Source organism: Pseudomonas sp. lyk4-R2A-10 (genome assembly GCF_030209075.1).
Taxonomy (GTDB): domain Bacteria; phylum Pseudomonadota; class Gammaproteobacteria; order Pseudomonadales; family Pseudomonadaceae; genus Aquipseudomonas; species Aquipseudomonas glycinae.
Genome location: NZ_JARVSR010000011.1, coordinates 747,105 through 762,998 on the forward strand (window position 1 = coordinate 747,105; position 15,894 = coordinate 762,998).

Here is a 15,894-nt window from a genome sequence, read left to right on the forward strand (position 1 = left end):
CCCACGGGGCCTTGGGCACTAGACTGGCGGCCTTTTCACCACCTGATGTTGATGCTTGAGCCATGGCCGCCAAAGTCGAACCGTTCTGGATACGCAAAACCCTCGATCAACTCGATCACGAGGAATGGGAATCGCTGTGCGACGGTTGCGGCCTGTGCTGCCTGCAGAAGCTCGAGGATGAAGAGGACAACAGCGTCTATTACACGCGTATCGCCTGCAAACTGCTGGACCTGAAAACCTGCCAGTGCAGCGATTACCCGAACCGCATGAAGTTTGTCCCGGACTGCATCCAGCTCACCCCGGGCCAGGCCGAAGAGTTCAAATGGCTGCCGCCGACCTGCGGTTATCGGTTGGTCAGCGAAGGCAAGGATCTGCCGCTGTGGCATCACCTGGTCTGCGGTGATCGCGACGCGGTGCACCACGAACGGATTTCCCAGTCCGGGCGCATGCTCGCCGAAGGCAGCGTGCCGGAAGACGACTGGGAAGATCACCTGATTTTCCGCGCAGGTTAACGATTGACCCAGGAGCAGGTATGGCGACGGGATTGCGCCGGGCGCTGATCGTCACGCTGCTGGCGCTGAGTGCGCCGGTGTGGGCGGCGAAGAAAGTCGATCTGGATTATCAGGTACGCCTGCTGCCGCAGAGCGATCAGGCCGAAGTGCGCCTGACCCTTGCCAAGGGCGAAGCGGTGCGCAGCCTGGATTTTGATCTTGGCGATGGCAGCCACTACAGCGACTTCAAGGCCGACGGCCAGTGGCAACTGACACCGGGCAAAGCGGCGCGCGGGGTGTGGCGCCCGACGGCGGACAAGGCCAGCCTGACCTATCGCGTGCGCATCAGCCACGGCCGCAAGAACGGCAGCTTCGACACGCGCATGACCCCGACCTGGGCGTTGATGCGCGGCGATGAACTGGTGCCGCCGGCCAGGCTTGATCAGCAGGACGGTATCGAACTGGTCGCGCGCCTGCACTTCGAATTGCCCGACGGCTGGAAAAGCGTCGAAACCGCCTGGCCGCGCATCGGCAAGAACAAATTCCGTATCGACAATCCGTCACGCCTGTTCGACCGCCCGACCGGCTGGATGCTCGCCGGCCACCTCGGCAGCCGCCGCACCCGGCTGGGCGAAACCGAAGTCACCGTGGCGTCGCCGCAAGGTCAGGGCATGCGCCGGATGGATGTGCTGACGCTGCTGACGTTTGTCTGGCCGCAGGTGCAGGCGGTGTTTCCCCGCCATCCGAGCAAACTGCTGATCGTCGGCGCCAATGACCCGATGTGGCGCGGCAGTCTGGCGGCGCGGGAGTCGATCTACCTCAACACGCGGTTGCCGCTGGTCAGCGAAAGCGGCAGCAGCGCCCTGGTGCGCGAGCTGGCGCAGGTGTTCGGGCGGATCAACGACGAGCAGCGCAGCGACTGGATCAGCGAAGGGTTTGCCGAGTATTACGCCATCGAACTGGTGCGCCGTGCCGGCGGCATGAGTGACGAGCGTTATCAGAGCTTGCAGGCGAAACTTGCGAAGGACAGTCAGAAAGTCACGACCCTGCGCGGCGAGCAGATCAGCCCGGCGCAGCTGTCGAAAGCGGTGCTGTTGTTGCAGGAGCTGGACGGCGAGATTCGCCTGAAGACCCGAAACAAGCGGTCGTTGGATGACGTGCTGCGCGGGGCGATGCACTTGGGGACTGTCGATACAAAAGAATTTGTGCAACTCGCCGAAAGCATTCTCGGCGAGTCGTCCAAAGTCCTTGATACCGGGTTGGTCCGGTAGCGGTCAGCCCCCGGCTTTCGGCGATTTCACCGAGTCATTGCCGGTCACGGTGGCAGTGTTGGTCGCCGCCTCGGCATTGGCCTTGAGCTTGCTCAGTTCTTCACCGGCCCGCTCGATCTTCGCCCGCACGTTGTTCATGTCCTGACGGCTTTTCTCCAGCAGGCTTTTCACCGAACTGTGACCGGTAATGCCGCGGGCCATGGCCACGCCGCCAATCGCCACCTGAATCAGCCCGAATACCCCGCCACGGCGCAGGCCCTTGCCGACCATGATCACGCCGCCGGCCAGCGAGCCGATGCGCTCCCAGCCTTCGACGTTCTGCTCAGGACGGCTCTGGAACGGGGTGGATTCGATACGCTCGACGCGTTTGAGCTCGGTCATGATCTTTCTCCAGGCAATGAGTAATGGATAAACAAGCTGACTGCGCAGGCGGTCAGCTCGTTCCATCGGATGTGCGGCGTTTCAGCGGAATTTCGGTCCGGAGCGGGTATTCAGGCCTTTGGCCATGCGGTCGTAGAGCACAACGTTGACCGTGGCGGCGAGGTTCATGCAGCCGGTGGTCGGGATGTACACGACGTCTTCGCACCAGTCGCGGATCTCCTGATCCAGCGAGCCGTCTTCGGGGCCGAAGATGTACAGGGCGCGATCCGGGTGGGTGTATTCCGGCAGCGGGCGGGCGCCATCGACCAGTTCCACGGCGACCGGGACGCAATTGAGCGGCAGGATCTTTTTCAGGTCGTCGATGCCGATCAGCGGGATGTCGTAGTGCACGCGCTTGGTGTCGGTGACGAAGTCGGCGGCGCGTTCATAGCGCTTGCCGGTATAGAACACGGTCGACACGCCGTAGCAGCCTGCGGCGCGCATCACCGAACCGACGTTTTCCGGTGATTTGGGGTTATACAAACCAATGCAGCTGTACCGTTTGTCTGCCACGAGCGGGGTGCCTTCGGGAAAAAGAGGGCGATTATACGGGGATTGGGGGAGGGTGGAACCGATCATTCCCGCACGGGGCGGGAATGATCACGGACGACTCAGTCTTCTTTTTTCATGAGGCCGGCCAGCGCCGCAAACGGATTGTGCGTGGCCTTGGCGATTTTCGGCGTGCTCAGCGAGCCTTCGCCGAAGTATTGCTGGTCGGTGTAGCGCGAGTGTTCGTTGTCGTGGCAGTACAGGCACAGCAGTTCCCAGTTGGAACCGTCCTGAGGGTTGTTGTCGTGGTTGTGGTCGCGGTGGTGCACGGTCAGCTCGCTCAGGCGCTTGCCGGAAAACTCACGGGCGCAGCGGCCGCACACGTGCGGGTACATCTTCAGGGCCTTGTCGCGGTAGCCCATTTCCTTGTCGCGCTGGTTGTCGGCGAGGATGCGATCCAGCTTCGAAGTGTTGGTCGGGGTGGACGAACTCATGGGTTCACCTTTGCAGAAGACTAATGACGGTTATGGGGCAAGTTTAGCTCAGCCCTTGAGCTTCTCGGCAATCCAGATCGTGTGGCGCGTGCCCTTGTTGCCGTGGGCGAAGACCTGGACTTCCTCGGCCTTGAAACCGGCCTTCTTCAATTTGTCGGAAAACTGCCGGTCGGCGCTGGCCGACCACACCGCGAGCACGCCTTTGGGCCGCATGGCCTTGGCGCACGCGGCAAGACCGGCGGCGGAATACAGCCAACTGTTGGCCTTCTGGGTCAGGCCTTCGGGGCCGTTGTCGACGTCGAGCATGATCGCGTCGAAGCCGTTCGGCTCGCTTTGCAGCACCTTGGCCACGTCTTCCTGACGGATCACCGTGCGCGGGTCGAGCAACGGACGTCCGGACTTTTCACCGAGCGGGCCACGGTTCCACTCGACCACCCCGGGCACCAGTTCGGCGACCACTACTTCAGCACTCTTGCCCAGATGCTTGAGCGCCGAGGCGAGGGTGAAGCCCATGCCCAGACCGCCGATCAGTACCCGCGAATTCGGCCGGCCGGCGACCTTGCGGCACGGGATCTCTGCCAGCGCGTCTTCGGAGCCGTGCATGCGGGTGTTCATCAATTGGCCGCCGTCGCCGCCCTGGATCTTGATGACGAAATCCTCGCCATACTCGAACAGGCACAGGGCGCCGCCGTTGTCAGGGATCGGCGTGGTGTCGAGCAGAACGAAACGTTTCATGGAAATCTCTACAGGGGGGAAGGCAAGCCGGCGCGTTGGGAGTAGCCTGAAGGCAGACTTCAGGCCAACGGAGCCCTTGATGAAGCGCACCATTCTAACGGTCATTACCCTGGCCGCGCTCTCGATAACTGCCGTACAGGCGCAACAGACGATTCCCGTCAGTCCGACACCGCAACCGGGTTCGCCCGGTACGGCGACGCCAACCCCGTATCCGCAGATCAGCCCGGTGCCGATTCCCAAGGCCGGCCCCGGCAGTGGCGGCCCGCCACTGGTGCCGATCGAAATGCCCAGCCCGCCGACCAAGGATCAGCCATTGCCGGGCCTGGAACAGAACGACAGCAAACCCAAATCCCCGGGAGGCTAGATCTGCTGGGCGGCGAGCTGGCCGTCGGCCATGCGCAGGCGTTTGGAGAGGGAGACGGCGAGGGCGCGGATGATTTTGGCGGCGATCTTCGGCGCGTCGTTGAGCATTTTTTCCAGCGAATCCTTGCCGAGGTTGAGCAACTGACAGTTGCTCGCCGCCACGCAGGTCGCCGAGCGGCGTTCGCCGTCGAGTACGGCCATTTCGCCGAACGCCCGGCCGCTGCGCAGGGTGGCCATGGTCACGACCTGACCGTCGCCGCCGGTTTTCTGCACGGCCACCTGGCCGGTGTGGATGATGCACATGAAACTGCCGGCATCGCCTTCGCGAAAGATCGCTTCGCCTTCAGCCACGGTACTGATGCTGAAGTAGCCCGAAGCGGCGGCAAAATCCGCCAGCTGCAATTGATCGAACAGGCCGCAGTCCATCAGCCAGTCGCGAATTTCGTTGTTCAGTAGGGTTGGTTCTGACATGTCATGCAATCTTTTTGTTGTGTCGGGTGGCAGGCTCGCCACCGGGGGCCGATCTGCTTATCGGCTCCCGGTGCCCGGTGCCCGGAATTAAGACCTGACTGACCGGCGGAGTTCCTCAGACAATGCCCAGAACCTTGAAAACAAATGCATATTCGAGCGCTACGTCACGTAATCCCTGATAACGCCCGCTCATGCCACCGTGGCCGGCGCCCAGTTCAGTCTTGAGCAGCAGCGGATTGTCATCGGTCTTGGTCGCGCGCAATTTCGCCACCCACTTGGCCGCTTCCCAATACTGCACGCGGCTGTCGTTGTAGCCGGCGATCACCAACGTTGCGGGATAGGCCTGCGCGGTGACGTTTTCGTACGGCGCGTAGGCCTTGATCCGCTCGTAGACCTCCGGCTCTTCGGGATTGCCCCACTCGTCGTATTCAGTGACGGTCAGCGGCAGGTCCGGGTCGAGCATGGTATTGAGCACGTCGACGAACGGCACTTCGGCAATCGCCACACCGAACAGATCCGGACGCTGGTTGAGCACCGCACCGATCAGCAAACCACCAGCGCTGCCGCCACTGATCGCCAGCTGTGGCGCGGTGGTGATGCCGTTGAGGATCAGGAATTCGGCGCAGGCAATGAAGTCGCTGAACGTGTTGTGCTTGTGCTCCTGCTTGCCGGCGCGGTACCAGGCTTCGCCCAGTTCACCGCCGCCGCGCACATGGGCGATGGCGAACGCCATGCCGCGATCCAGCAGACTCAGGCGGGCGTGGGAGAACCACGGGTCGAGGCTTGAGCCGTAGGCGCCGTAACCGTACAGGTACAGCGGCACCGCTTTGCCGACCATTTCCCGTTTCATCACCAGACTGATCGGCACCTGGGTGCCGTCCGGCGCGGTCGCCCACAGGCGCTGGCTGACGTAGGCGTCGGCGTCGAACGGGCCGAGCACCGGGGTTTCCTTGAGCACAGTCTGCTCGCCGGTGGCGAGGATCAGTTGCCGAACCTGAGCCGGACGATTCAGCGCTTCATAGCGCAGGCGAATGCGGTCACTTTCGAATTCCAGGCTGTTTTGCACGTAGAGGCTGTAGGCCGCGTCCGGTAGTTGCACGCGATAAGGCGCCAGACCGTGTGGTCGAACTTCGATGATTGGCAGACCACCCTCGCGCAGGCTCAGGGTCAGGGCTTCGGCGTTGAGGGTCACGCCATCGAGCATCACCGAATCACTGTGCGGAATCAGGTTCTGCCAGTCGGCTTCGCTCGGTGCAATACCGGTGTCCGGCGCCTGATACAGGGCGAAGTTGATGCCGTCGCGGTTGGTGCGGATGAACCAGGTCCATTCGCCATCGAGCTTGCCGTGATCGACGTCGTACTCGTGATCCTCGACCCGTGGCGCCAGGCAAGTGAATGGCTGCTGCGGCTGATTGGCATCCAGCGCCCAGACTTCGCTGGTGGTCTTGCTGCCCAGGGACAACAGCAATTGCTGCTCGGAGCTGGCGCGGTAGCAATGCAGGAAGAAACGCCCGTCCGGCTCGTGGAACACCTCTTCGGCGGCGGTGCCGTCCAGGCGGTAGCGGAACAGTTTGTGCGGGCGGTGGGTGTCGTCGAGCACGCCGAAGAACAGCGTGAGGCTGTCGTTGGCCCAGGTCATGCTGCCGTCGCAGTCCTGGAATTCCAGTTCGCTGACGCGCTCGCTGGACAATTCCTTCACGAACAGCGTGTAAATCTCGTCGCCCGAGGCATCGACGCTGTAGGCCAGACGCTGGTGATCCGGGCTGATGCTGAACGCGCCCAGGGAGAAAAAGCCGCCATTGGCCAGGGCGTTCGGGTCGAGCAGCAATTGTTCGCGGCTTTCGTCGAGGGTCAGGCTGTCGTCGGCCGGACGCGGGCAGCGGTAGTGGCGGGCGTATTCGTCACCCGCTGTGGTGCGGGTGTAATACAGGTACGGGCCCCATGGTGATGGCAGCGACAGGTCGGTTTCGAGGATCCGGCCCTTGATCTCTTCGAACAGGGTTTCACGCAGTTCGGCCTGATCGGCGGTCTGCGCCTGCTGATAGTCGTTTTCAGCCTTGAGGTAGTCGAGCACCGCGTCGGTGTCGCGTTCCTGCAGCCAGGCGTACGGGTCGTGACCGGCGGCCTTGTGGGCAATCGGGGCGCTGATGACGTTGGCGGATACGGGCATGGAAAGCTCTCGGACATGACAAATAAGGGCCGCACGGACGGCGGGGAAGCCTGACGTGCGAAAAGTCGTTACTATAAGCGCCTATTTGCCTGCCTTGCCATGGACACCATGACCGAGAACGACTATCTGATCGCCTGGGGCCTTTACGCCTTTGCCGCCGTGGGCTGCCTGCTGGTGTGGATGCGCATGACCCGCTGGATGTGGCGCTGGCTGCGCGAGCCGCTGCGTGTATTGATGGTGGTGCTGCTGTTCAGCCCGACCATCATTGATCCGGTGAAGGAAAAATTCGCCCCGGCCATCGCCATCACCGCGCTGGATCTGGCGTTCAAGGTCGGCAACAACGCCTGGCGCGCCATTTCCGAACTGCTCATGTACGCCATGATCGCGTTCGGCCTGTACCTGATTTTCGTGCTGATCCGTTTCCCGATCGAGCGCGCTTCGAACGCTCGCAAGGAACAGGCCGAAGCGGCTCGCGCAGCCGCCCGCGCCGAAGACGAGCGTGACGCCGATCAACCGTTCGGCGGCGCCGGCGATGACCGCTACGGTCGCCCGCCGGTACCGAGCAATCCGCAGCGCATGCGGGTCGAGCCGCGCCTGTAATCACGAGAGTCCGCACATGTGTGAATTACTGGGCATGAGTGCCAACGTGCCGACCGACATCGTGTTCAGCTTCACCGGGTTGATGCAGCGCGGTGGTCGCACCGGGCCACACCGCGACGGCTGGGGCATTGCCTTCTACGAAGGGCGCGGCTTGCGCCTGTTCCAGGACCCGGCGGCCAGCAGCGAGTCGGAAGTCGCCAATCTGGTGCAGCGTTATCCGATCAAGAGCGAAGTGGTCATCGGTCACATCCGCCAGGCCAACGTCGGCAAGGTCTGCCTGTCCAATACCCACCCGTTCGTCCGCGAGCTGTGGGGGCGCAACTGGTGCTTCGCGCACAATGGCCAGCTCGCCGATTTCTCCCCGATCAAAAGTTTCTACCGCCCGGTCGGCGATACCGACAGCGAAGCGGCGTTCTGCGATTTGCTCAACCGGGTACGTGCAGCGTTTCCGGAACCGGTCGATATAGAAGTGCTGCTGCCGGATCTGGTCGCAGCCTGCGCCGAATATCGCAGCAAAGGCGTGTTCAACTGCCTGCTCAGCGACGGCGACTGGCTGTTCTGCTATTGCTCGACCAAACTGGCGCAGATCACCCGTCGTGCACCGTTTGGCCCGGCGCGGCTCAAGGACGTCGATGTGATCGTCGATTTCCAGGCCGAAACCACGCCCAACGACGTGGTGACGGTGATTGCCACTGAACCCTTGACCGAAAACGAAACCTGGACCCGCTACGAACCGGGCCAATGGAGCCTGTGGCGACGCGGCGAATGCGTAAGCCAAGGCACGACCGAATAAGGATTGCACCCCCATGTTGCTCAGTTATCTACGGCTGGTGTTGTTTGCGGCGGGCCTGTTGATCGGTGTCCAGGTGCCGGGCTTCATCAACGATTACGCCAAGCGGGTCGAAGCGCACCTGATCGAGGCGCAGACCGGTCTGCGCGGCTTCCAGGGCACCGCCGAGCAGTTCTTCAAAGGGGATATCCAGGCGCTGGTCGCCCATTACCGTGCCAGCGAAGATCCGGTGTTTCGCAGCGATGCCGACAGCTTGAGCACTTTGCTCAACCGTCAGCTGGCGCTGGACAAGCAATTCCAGGCGATGCAGGGCCCGTGGTACATCCGCTTCCTGCAGGTGGTGCTGGCCGCCGATCCGGACATCCGCAAGGAAACCTGGAATGGCTACAGCTACCAGATCCTGCTGACGCCTGAGGCGATGATCTGGGGCATGAGCGGCGCGATGTTGCTGTCGTTCGGCCTTGAATGCCTGTTCCGTCTGATCGACTGGGTGGTGCTGGGCGGCAAGCGCCTGCGCCAGAGCCGGCCGATCGAAGACCGGGATGTGCGAGGGCTGTAAGCTTCGATGCATCGTTCCCACGCAGTGGGAACGATCAACTTAAAGCGATGTAATCCTTGCCCACCTTGCGCGTATACCCCTCCAGCACCTGCTGACACAGCGTCACAATTTCCTCGACCCATTCCACGCCGACCCGCCACGACACCACGACCTGGAGGTTCGGCGGGCGCTGTTCGATGTCGAGCAGGGTCAGTTCGCCCCGCGTCAGCTCCTCGGCCACCAGCACCGGCGGCAACGCGCCAATGCCGAACCCGTCGCGTAACAGCCGGGTAATCGCCGATACCGAATTCACACAGTTCAACCGTGGCGCCAACACACCTTGGGCCTGCATCAACGCCAGGATGTCCTGGTGCGGCCGGGAGTTTTTCGAGTAGGTGATGATCCGTTCCTGGGCCAGGTCGGCGAGGCTCTGGTAATCGCGGTTGTAGATCGAGTTGCTGGCGACGATCCAGCCGATGGGGTGGCTGGCCAGCTCCAGGCTGCGCACGCTTTCCTGGCGCACCAGATCGGTTTGCAGGATCAGATCGAGAAAGCCTTTTTGCAGCTGATCGCAGAGGTTCAGCGAGGTATCCGCCACCAGCTCGATTTCCACCCGTGGGTACAGATCGGTCATCTGCGCCACCAGCGGGCTGAGCCAGGTGTGGATCACCGTGTCCATCACCCCGATGCGCACCCGGCCGACCTTGCTCGATCGGGTCTCGATCGACTGCTTCAGCGCCTGCATCGTGTCGAGCATCTGCTCGGCATAGTCCAGCACTTTCAAACCTTCGGGCGTCAGGCTGACGCCGCGTGAATCACGCAGGAACAGCTTCACCCCGAGCTCGCCTTCGAGCACCGCGATCCGGCTTGAGATCGAGGCCTGAGTGGTGAACAGCTTGTCGGCGGTCAGGCGAAAACTTTTCAGCCGGGCGACCCAGACGAACGTTTCGAGAAACTTCAGGTTCATGGCAACAAATTTTTCTTATGTCTTGGGCGGGTTTTTATTCGTTGGACGCGACCGGGTGACGCACCCAAGAATCGACGCATCCGGTTCCCACGATAGGCGTCGTCGGAGCTTCGAACAAGACCAATAAAAGCCTGCGGAGACATGCCATGAGTGCGCCCGACACCCTCGACCTCCCCAAGACTGCGGCCCGTCCCGGCCCGTTCGACTGGTATCGCAACATCAATCAGCAGGAGCGCCGGACCTTCTGGAGCTGCAAGATCGGCTACGGTCTGGACGGCATGGACACCCAGATGCTCAGCTTCGTGGTGCCGACCCTGATCGCAATGTGGGGCATCACCACCGGCGAAGCCGGCCTGATCCACACCAGCACCCTGATCGCTTCGGCCATCGGCGGTTGGGTGGCGGGAATTCTCTCCGACCGCATCGGCCGCGTGCGCACCCTGCAACTGACGGTGCTGTGGTTTGCCTTCTTCACTTTCCTTTGCGGCTTTGCCCAGAACTACGAACAGCTGTTGATTGCCCGCACCTTGATGGGCTTCGGTTTCGGCGGTGAATGGACCGCCGGTGCGGTGCTGATCGGTGAAGTGATCCGGGCCAAGGACCGCGGCAAGGCGGTGGGCATGGTGCAATCCGGCTGGGCCTTGGGTTGGGGCCTGACGGCGATTCTGTATGCGCTGCTGTTTTCGGTGCTGCCACCGGAAGACGCCTGGCGCGCACTGTTCATCCTTGGCATCGTGCCGGCGGTGTTCGTGATTTTCGTCCGCCGTCTGGTGAAAGATCCGGAGATCTACCGCGAAGCCAAGGCCAGACAAACCCCGGAAAGCCCTTCGAAGTTCTACGAGATTTTCGCCCCCGGCATGCTCTTCACCACGATTCGTGCCTCGCTGCTGACCACCGGCGCCCTCGGCGGTTATTACGCGATTACCTCCTGGCTGCCGACTTTTCTGAAAAACGAACGCGGTTTGAGCGTACTCGGCACCGGCGGTTATCTGGCGATGGTGATCATCGGTTCCTACGCCGGTTATGTGATCAGCGCCTATTTGACCGACCTGTTGGGCCGCAAGAAGAACTTCATCCTGTTCGCCGTCGGCTCGTTCACCATCGTTCTGCTCTACACCCAATTGCCGGTCAGCAACGGCGTGATGCTGTGGCTGGGTTTCCCGCTGGGCTTTTTCGCCTCGGGGATTTTCAGTGGGATGGGCGCGTTTCTCACCGAGTTGTTTCCAACCCGGATTCGTGGCTCGGGGCAGGGCTTCTGCTACAACATCGGTCGGGCGCTGGCGGCTTTGTTCCCGCTGCTGATCGGCCTGCTCAGTCAGAAGGTGCCACTGAGCGTAGGCATCGGTGCCTTTGCGGCGGTGTCCTACGGGGTGGTGATCCTCGCGGCGTTGAGCCTGCCGGAAACCCGTGGCAAGCAACTGGACGCGCAGTAACTGATAACCTGCGACAACGCCCTACGATAAAAAAAGACAAAAGCTACAGGAGTGTTCACCATGAGCCGCCTGCTATTGAACTGTGACATCGGCGAGAGCTTCGGCAGCTGGACCATGGGTCTGGACGCGGAAGTCATGCCCTTCATCGACTGCGCCAACATTGCCTGCGGTTTCCACGCCGGCGACCCGAGCATCATGCGCAAGACCGTCAGCCTGGCGTTGAGCCACGGCGTGAAGATCGGCGCGCATCCGGCCTATCAGGATCTGGTGGGGTTCGGCCGACGTTCCATGGCCTACACGGCCCAGGAACTGCAGGACATCCTGCATTACCAGATCGGCGCTCTCGACGGCATTTGCCGTGCCCAGGGTGGCAAAGTCAGTTACGTCAAACCCCACGGCGCGATGTACAACGACATGATGGCCAACCCGGCGCAGTTGCGCGCGGTGATTCAGGCCGTCGTGGCTTACGATCGCAGCTTGCCGTTGATGCTGATGGCCACCCGCGACAACACGGCAGCCCAGCAACTCGGCGACGAATACGGCGTGACGCTGTGGTTCGAAGCCTTCGCCGACCGCGCCTACGACAGCGCCGGCCGACTGGTCTCGCGACAACTGCCGGGCGCGGTGCACCACGATTGCGAAACCATCATCGGGCAAGCGCTGACCATCGCCCGTGGCGACAACCTCACCGCCAGCGACGGCAGCGCGCTGCACCTGCAAGCCAACACTTTGTGCGTGCACGGTGACAACGCCAGCTCAGTGGCGGCCGTGCAGCGCATTCGTCAGGCCTTGAACGAGCAGAGCGCGCCATGAATCCGCGGGTGGAAGTGGTGGCGCTGGATTGCCTGATGCTGCGCTTGTTCGATGAAATCGCCGAAGCCAACATGCCGTGGATGCTCGCCGCCAGCGAGCGGTTGCGCGCGTTGTTCGGCGCACATCTGATCGATCTGGTGCCGTCGTACACCACGTTGATGGTGCATTACGATCTGACCGCGTTGAGCCCGAATCAGGCGCGGGAGTTGATCGCCGAAGCGCTGATCGACCTGTCGCCGAATGCGCGTATCGGCGGCCAGTGCCATGTGCTGCCGGTGTGGTACGACCTGAGCGTCGGACCGGAATTGAGTTTGCTGTCTCAACGCAGCGGCTTGGCAGTAGAGGAGGTGATCCGCCGCCACAGTGCCCGTGAATATCAGGTGTTCGCGCTCGGATTCGCACCGGGGTTTGCCTTCATGGGCCTGGTGGAAGAAGTCCTCGCGGCGCCGCGTCTGAATACCCCACGCAAGAAAGTCGCCGCCGGCAGTGTCGGCATCGCCGAGCGTCAGACAGCGGCGTATCCGGTGGTGTCCCCCGGTGGCTGGAACCTGATCGGTCGCACGCCGGCAAAGTTGTTCGACCGTGAACGCGATGGCTACAGCCTCATGCAACCCGGCGATACCGTACGTTTCGAAGCGGTAAGCCATGCCGAATTCATCCGCCTCGGCGGTGACGACACGCCTCTGGAGGCCCTCGCATGAGCCGACTGACGATTGAAGCGAGTACGCCGCTGTGCCTGTTGCAGGATGCCGGCCGGTTTGGCGTACGGCATCTGGGCGTGACCCAGGGTGGCGCGGCGGACTGGCGGTCGATGGCCTGGGCCAACTGGCTGCTGGGCAATGGCCTGGACTTGCCGGTGATCGAAATTACCCTCGGCGGGTTCACGGTGGTGGCTGAAGAAGATTGCTTGCTGGCATTGGCGGGTGCCGATCTTGGCGCGCAGATCGACGGTGAGGCGTTAGCGCCGTGGCGCAGTTTCAAACTGCGTAAAGGGCAGACCTTGACGTTCACCCAGCCGTTGCTGGGGGCTCGGGCCTATCTGGCTGCGCCTGGCGGTTTCAGCGCGCCGCCAGTGTTGGGCAGCAGTGCCACGGTAGTGCGCGAAGAACTCGGCGGGCTCGATGGTTTTGGCCTGCCGCTGGCCAAGGGCGCTTCGCTGAGTTATCAGGGCGAAACCTTACTGGTGCGCGAGGTGCCGGCGGAGCATCGACCGGATCTGCGCCTCGACGCGCCGCTCGATCTGGTGCTCGGCGCGCAGATCGGTCAGTTCAGCGGGCAGAGTCTGTTCGATGCCTTCAACCGTGCCTGGACGCTGGACAGTCGCGCCGATCGCATGGGTATTCGTCTGTTGGGCACGGCGTTGCAGTATCAGGGCAAACCGATGATTTCCGAGGGCATTCCGCTGGGCGCGGTGCAGGTGCCGCCGGACGGGCAGCCGATCGTGTTGCTCAATGATCGGCAGACCATTGGCGGCTATCCGCGATTGGGAGCGTTGACACCGTTGGCGTTGGCCCGCCTGGCACAGTATCTGCCGGGGGCGAAGGTCAGGTTGCGCCCGGTGGTGCAGGAAGTGGCACACCGGGAACACATCGAATATCTGAAGCGCTTTTGATTGTTCCCCCGCCGCTGGCGGGGGAGCCGTTGCGGATTACTTGGACAGAAACCGCATCCCTTCTTCCAGCCCGCGCAACGTCAGCGGATACATCTGATCCTCGATCAAATCCCGCACGATGTTGGTCGACGAGGTGTAGCCCCACGTATCTTTCGGGTACGGATTGATCCAGATGAGCTTCTTGTACTTCTCCATGAAGCGCTGCATCCACACGTAACCCGGCTCTTCGTTCCAGTGCTCGACGCTGCCACCGGCCTGGGTGATTTCATAAGGCGCCATGGCGGCGTCACCGATGAAGATCACTTTGTAGTCGGCGCCGTACTTGTGCAGCAGGTCCTGGGTCGAGGTGCGCTCGGAGGTGCGGCGCATGTTGTTCTTCCACACCGACTCATAAATGAAGTTGTGGAAATAGAAGTACTCCAGATGCTTGAACTCGGTCTTGCAGGCCGAGAACAGTTCCTCGCAGATCTTCACGTGGGCGTCCATCGAGCCGCCGATGTCGAACAGCAGCAACAGCTTCACCGTGTTGCGCCGTTCCGGGCGCATCTGGATGTTCAGCAGTCCGGCGTCCTTGGCGGTATGGTCGATGGTGCCGTCGATGTCCAGCTCTTCCGCCGCGCCCTGACGCGCGAATTTGCGCAGGCGGCGCAGGGCGACCTTGATGTTGCGGGTGCCCAGTTCCACGGAGTCGTCGAGGTTTTTGTACTCGCGCTGATCCCAGACTTTCACCGCTTTGCCCTGGCGTTTGCCGGCATCGCCGACCCGAATGCCTTCCGGGTTGAAACCGCCGGAGCCGAACGGGCTGGTGCCGCCGGTGCCGATCCATTTGTTGCCGCCGGCGTGGCGTTCCTTCTGTTCTTCCAGGCGTTTCTTGAACTCCTCGATCAGCTTGTCCAGGCCGCCGAGGGACTGGATCTGCGCGCGTTCCTCGTCGGTCAGCGAGCGCTCGAATTCCTTGCGCAGCCAGTCTTCGGGGATCAGCGCCTGCAAGTGGTCGTCGAGTTTTTCCAGGCCGTTGAAGTAGGCGCCGAACGCACGGTCGAACTTGTCGAAATGCCGTTCGTCCTTCACCAGAATCGCCCGGGACAAGTAGTAGAACTCGTCCATGTCGGCGAAGGTCACGCGCTGTTTCAGCGCGTTGATCAGGTCGAGCAGCTCGCGCACCGACACCGGTACCTTGGCTGCACGCATTTCATTGAACAGGTTGAGCAACATGGCGTCAGCCTCTTAGCGGGTGCCGCGACGGCTCATGAACGCCAGGCGCTCAAGCAGTTGCACGTCCTGTTCGTTCTTCACCAGTGCACCGGCCAGCGGCGGGATGGCTTTGGTCGGATCGCGTTCGCGCAGCACTGCTTCGCCGATGTTGTCGGCCATCAGCAGTTTCAGCCAGTCCACCAGTTCGGAGGTCGAAGGCTTCTTCTTCAGGCCCGGCACCTTGCGCACGTCGAAGAACACGTCCAGCGCTTCGCTGACCAGGTCTTTCTTGATGTCCGGGTAGTGAACATCGACGATCTTCTGCAGGGTGGTGCGGTCGGGGAAGGCGATGTAGTGGAAGAAGCAGCGGCGCAGGAAGGCGTCCGGCAGCTCTTTCTCGTTGTTGGAAGTAATGATGATGATCGGACGCTTTTTGGCCTTGATGGTCTCGTCGATCTCGTAAACGTAGAACTCCATCTTGTCGAGTTCTTGCAGCAGGTCGTTGGGAAACTCGATGTCGGCCTTGTCGATTTCGTCGATCAGCAGAATGACCCGCTCTTCGGACTCGAACGCTTCCCAGAGCTTGCCCTTCTTCAGGTAGTTGCGCACGTCGTGGACTTTTTCATTGCCCAGTTGCGAGTCGCGCAGACGGCTGACCGCATCGTACTCGTACAGGCCTTGATGGGCCTTGGTGGTGGACTTGATGTGCCAGGTGATCAGCTTGGCGCCGAACGATTCGGCCAGTTGCTCGGCGAGCATGGTCTTGCCGGTGCCCGGTTCGCCCTTGACCAGCAGCGGCCGCTCCAGAGTGATGGCGGCGTTGACCGCCAGCTTCAGGTCATCGGTGGCGACGTAGGCCTGGGTGCCTTCGAACTTCATCTGCTAATCCTCGAACGGTAACGCCGACCTGAACGGGCAGGGCGGGGGCGAAATAATCGGATGCCCGACTATAACGCGCGGCCCGGTCGACTGTGAACGCAGACGGCTTATTCAGTCTCTGAATGGGGCGTCACATGTTGACTCAGTTTCGGCACGAGGCCAGT

The 15,894-nt window shown here is 62.0% G+C and carries 19 protein-coding genes; 10 read left to right on the forward strand and 9 right to left on the reverse strand.

Annotated features, from left to right (window positions below):
- Positions 1-62 precede the first annotated feature (62 nt).
- Positions 63-512, forward strand: coding sequence for a YcgN family cysteine cluster protein (locus tag QRN46_RS20660; protein WP_007958058.1), 450 nt, complete (start codon positions 63-65; stop codon positions 510-512).
- A gap of 20 nt (positions 513-532) precedes the next feature.
- Positions 533-1,762, forward strand: a complete 1,230-nt coding sequence (locus QRN46_RS20665; protein WP_285356888.1) for a hypothetical protein — start codon at positions 533-535, stop codon at positions 1,760-1,762.
- Positions 1,763-1,765: 3 nt separating this feature from the next.
- On the opposite strand, the gene QRN46_RS20670 is transcribed toward QRN46_RS20665, so the two are convergent.
- The 4 genes from QRN46_RS20670 to QRN46_RS20685 all read right to left on the reverse strand — a co-directional run bounded on the left by QRN46_RS20670 (position 1,766) and on the right by QRN46_RS20685 (position 3,900).
- The gene (locus QRN46_RS20670) at positions 1,766-2,143 is read right to left on the reverse strand and encodes a YgaP family membrane protein (protein ID WP_011332928.1); all 378 of its coding nucleotides are present in this window, start codon (positions 2,141-2,143) and stop codon (positions 1,766-1,768) included.
- A gap of 81 nt (positions 2,144-2,224) precedes the next feature.
- Positions 2,225-2,695 carry an RNA methyltransferase gene (locus QRN46_RS20675; protein ID WP_007958066.1) on the reverse strand — a complete coding sequence of 157 codons (471 nt, stop codon included), beginning with the start codon at positions 2,693-2,695 and terminating at the stop codon, positions 2,225-2,227.
- 98 nt (positions 2,696-2,793) lie between these two features.
- The gene (locus QRN46_RS20680) at positions 2,794-3,165 is read right to left on the reverse strand and encodes a YajD family HNH nuclease (protein WP_007944009.1); all 372 of its coding nucleotides are present in this window, start codon (positions 3,163-3,165) and stop codon (positions 2,794-2,796) included.
- Positions 3,166-3,213: 48 nt separating this feature from the next.
- On the reverse strand, positions 3,214-3,900 hold the full coding sequence (locus QRN46_RS20685) for a spermine/spermidine synthase domain-containing protein (protein ID WP_011332930.1): 687 nt from the start codon (positions 3,898-3,900) through the stop codon (positions 3,214-3,216).
- Positions 3,901-3,979: 79 nt separating this feature from the next.
- Here QRN46_RS20685 and QRN46_RS20690 point away from each other — a divergent pair, with 79 nt between their 5' ends.
- Positions 3,980-4,264: a hypothetical protein gene (locus QRN46_RS20690; protein ID WP_039772629.1), complete on the forward strand. Its 285-nt coding sequence runs from the start codon at positions 3,980-3,982 to the stop codon at positions 4,262-4,264.
- Here the strand turns inward: QRN46_RS20690 and QRN46_RS20695 are convergent.
- Together QRN46_RS20695 and QRN46_RS20700 are read right to left on the reverse strand one after the other, a co-directional pair.
- Complete coding sequence (locus tag QRN46_RS20695; protein ID WP_007956482.1) at positions 4,261-4,734, reverse strand: cyclic nucleotide-binding domain-containing protein; 474 nt, start codon at positions 4,732-4,734, stop codon at positions 4,261-4,263. The two genes, QRN46_RS20690 and QRN46_RS20695, sit on opposite strands and share 4 nt — an antisense overlap.
- A 115-nt stretch (positions 4,735-4,849) precedes the next feature.
- Positions 4,850-6,904 carry a S9 family peptidase gene (locus tag QRN46_RS20700; protein WP_011332931.1) on the reverse strand — a complete coding sequence of 685 codons (2,055 nt, stop codon included), beginning with the start codon at positions 6,902-6,904 and terminating at the stop codon, positions 4,850-4,852.
- A 99-nt stretch (positions 6,905-7,003) separates the two neighbouring features.
- On the opposite strand from QRN46_RS20700, the gene QRN46_RS20705 reads away from it, so the two are divergent.
- Genes QRN46_RS20705 through QRN46_RS20715 form a run of 3 tightly spaced genes read left to right on the forward strand, consistent with a single transcriptional unit; the run spans position 7,004 to position 8,853 of the window.
- Positions 7,004-7,504 carry a hypothetical protein gene (locus QRN46_RS20705; RefSeq protein ID WP_011332932.1) on the forward strand — a complete coding sequence of 167 codons (501 nt, stop codon included), beginning with the start codon at positions 7,004-7,006 and terminating at the stop codon, positions 7,502-7,504.
- A gap of 16 nt (positions 7,505-7,520) precedes the next feature.
- Positions 7,521-8,297 carry a class II glutamine amidotransferase gene (locus tag QRN46_RS20710; protein WP_011332933.1) on the forward strand — a complete coding sequence of 259 codons (777 nt, stop codon included), beginning with the start codon at positions 7,521-7,523 and terminating at the stop codon, positions 8,295-8,297.
- Between the two features lie 13 nt (positions 8,298-8,310).
- A complete protein-coding gene (locus QRN46_RS20715; RefSeq protein ID WP_011332934.1) occupies positions 8,311-8,853 on the forward strand; it encodes a DUF2937 family protein in 543 nt (180 codons plus the stop codon).
- A gap of 34 nt (positions 8,854-8,887) precedes the next feature.
- Here QRN46_RS20715 and QRN46_RS20720 read toward each other — a convergent pair whose 3' ends face one another.
- Positions 8,888-9,799: a LysR family transcriptional regulator gene (locus QRN46_RS20720; protein WP_011332935.1), complete on the reverse strand. Its 912-nt coding sequence runs from the start codon at positions 9,797-9,799 to the stop codon at positions 8,888-8,890.
- A gap of 146 nt (positions 9,800-9,945) precedes the next feature.
- On the opposite strand from QRN46_RS20720, the gene QRN46_RS20725 reads away from it, so the two are divergent.
- From QRN46_RS20725 to QRN46_RS20740, 4 genes are read left to right on the forward strand one after another with little or no spacing between them, the layout of a single operon-like run.
- Positions 9,946-11,232, forward strand: coding sequence for an MFS transporter (locus QRN46_RS20725; protein WP_102685983.1), 1,287 nt, complete (start codon positions 9,946-9,948; stop codon positions 11,230-11,232).
- A 60-nt stretch (positions 11,233-11,292) separates the two neighbouring features.
- Positions 11,293-12,045, forward strand: coding sequence for a 5-oxoprolinase subunit PxpA (locus QRN46_RS20730; protein WP_011332937.1), 753 nt, complete (start codon positions 11,293-11,295; stop codon positions 12,043-12,045).
- Positions 12,042-12,746 (forward strand): 5-oxoprolinase subunit B family protein, encoded by a 705-nt coding sequence (locus QRN46_RS20735; RefSeq protein ID WP_011332938.1) that lies wholly within the window; start codon positions 12,042-12,044, stop codon positions 12,744-12,746. Before QRN46_RS20730 ends, QRN46_RS20735 begins: the two co-directional genes overlap by 4 nt.
- On the forward strand, positions 12,743-13,657 hold the full coding sequence (locus tag QRN46_RS20740) for a 5-oxoprolinase subunit C family protein (protein WP_011332939.1): 915 nt from the start codon (positions 12,743-12,745) through the stop codon (positions 13,655-13,657). Before QRN46_RS20735 ends, QRN46_RS20740 begins: the two co-directional genes overlap by 4 nt.
- Before the next feature lie 36 nt (positions 13,658-13,693).
- On the opposite strand, the gene QRN46_RS20745 is transcribed toward QRN46_RS20740, so the two are convergent.
- Both QRN46_RS20745 and QRN46_RS20750 read right to left on the reverse strand, forming a co-directional pair.
- Positions 13,694-14,872 carry a vWA domain-containing protein gene (locus tag QRN46_RS20745; RefSeq protein ID WP_007956512.1) on the reverse strand — a complete coding sequence of 393 codons (1,179 nt, stop codon included), beginning with the start codon at positions 14,870-14,872 and terminating at the stop codon, positions 13,694-13,696.
- 12 nt (positions 14,873-14,884) lie between these two features.
- Positions 14,885-15,730, reverse strand: a complete 846-nt coding sequence (locus QRN46_RS20750) for an AAA family ATPase (RefSeq protein ID WP_007911294.1) — start codon at positions 15,728-15,730, stop codon at positions 14,885-14,887.
- Positions 15,731-15,894 lie beyond the last annotated feature (164 nt).

Coding starts and splice junctions, on each gene's coding strand:
- QRN46_RS20665 (WP_285356888.1), top strand. CDS start 533: ATGGCGACGGGATTGCGCCGGGCGCTGATCGTCACGCTGCTGGCGCTG.
- QRN46_RS20705 (WP_011332932.1), top strand. CDS start 7,004: ATGGACACCATGACCGAGAACGACTATCTGATCGCCTGGGGCCTTTAC.
- QRN46_RS20710 (WP_011332933.1), top strand. CDS start 7,521: ATGTGTGAATTACTGGGCATGAGTGCCAACGTGCCGACCGACATCGTG.
- QRN46_RS20715 (WP_011332934.1), top strand. CDS start 8,311: ATGTTGCTCAGTTATCTACGGCTGGTGTTGTTTGCGGCGGGCCTGTTG.
- QRN46_RS20745 (WP_007956512.1), bottom strand. CDS start 14,872: ATGTTGCTCAACCTGTTCAATGAAATGCGTGCAGCCAAGGTACCGGTG.
- QRN46_RS20725 (WP_102685983.1), top strand. CDS start 9,946: ATGAGTGCGCCCGACACCCTCGACCTCCCCAAGACTGCGGCCCGTCCC.
- QRN46_RS20720 (WP_011332935.1), bottom strand. CDS start 9,799: ATGAACCTGAAGTTTCTCGAAACGTTCGTCTGGGTCGCCCGGCTGAAA.
- QRN46_RS20670 (WP_011332928.1), bottom strand. CDS start 2,143: ATGACCGAGCTCAAACGCGTCGAGCGTATCGAATCCACCCCGTTCCAG.
- QRN46_RS20700 (WP_011332931.1), bottom strand. CDS start 6,904: ATGCCCGTATCCGCCAACGTCATCAGCGCCCCGATTGCCCACAAGGCC.
- QRN46_RS20685 (WP_011332930.1), bottom strand. CDS start 3,900: ATGAAACGTTTCGTTCTGCTCGACACCACGCCGATCCCTGACAACGGC.
- QRN46_RS20735 (WP_011332938.1), top strand. CDS start 12,042: ATGAATCCGCGGGTGGAAGTGGTGGCGCTGGATTGCCTGATGCTGCGC.
- QRN46_RS20695 (WP_007956482.1), bottom strand. CDS start 4,734: ATGTCAGAACCAACCCTACTGAACAACGAAATTCGCGACTGGCTGATG.
- QRN46_RS20660 (WP_007958058.1), top strand. CDS start 63: ATGGCCGCCAAAGTCGAACCGTTCTGGATACGCAAAACCCTCGATCAA.
- QRN46_RS20690 (WP_039772629.1), top strand. CDS start 3,980: ATGAAGCGCACCATTCTAACGGTCATTACCCTGGCCGCGCTCTCGATA.
- QRN46_RS20680 (WP_007944009.1), bottom strand. CDS start 3,165: ATGAGTTCGTCCACCCCGACCAACACTTCGAAGCTGGATCGCATCCTC.
- QRN46_RS20740 (WP_011332939.1), top strand. CDS start 12,743: ATGAGCCGACTGACGATTGAAGCGAGTACGCCGCTGTGCCTGTTGCAG.
- QRN46_RS20730 (WP_011332937.1), top strand. CDS start 11,293: ATGAGCCGCCTGCTATTGAACTGTGACATCGGCGAGAGCTTCGGCAGC.
- QRN46_RS20750 (WP_007911294.1), bottom strand. CDS start 15,730: ATGAAGTTCGAAGGCACCCAGGCCTACGTCGCCACCGATGACCTGAAG.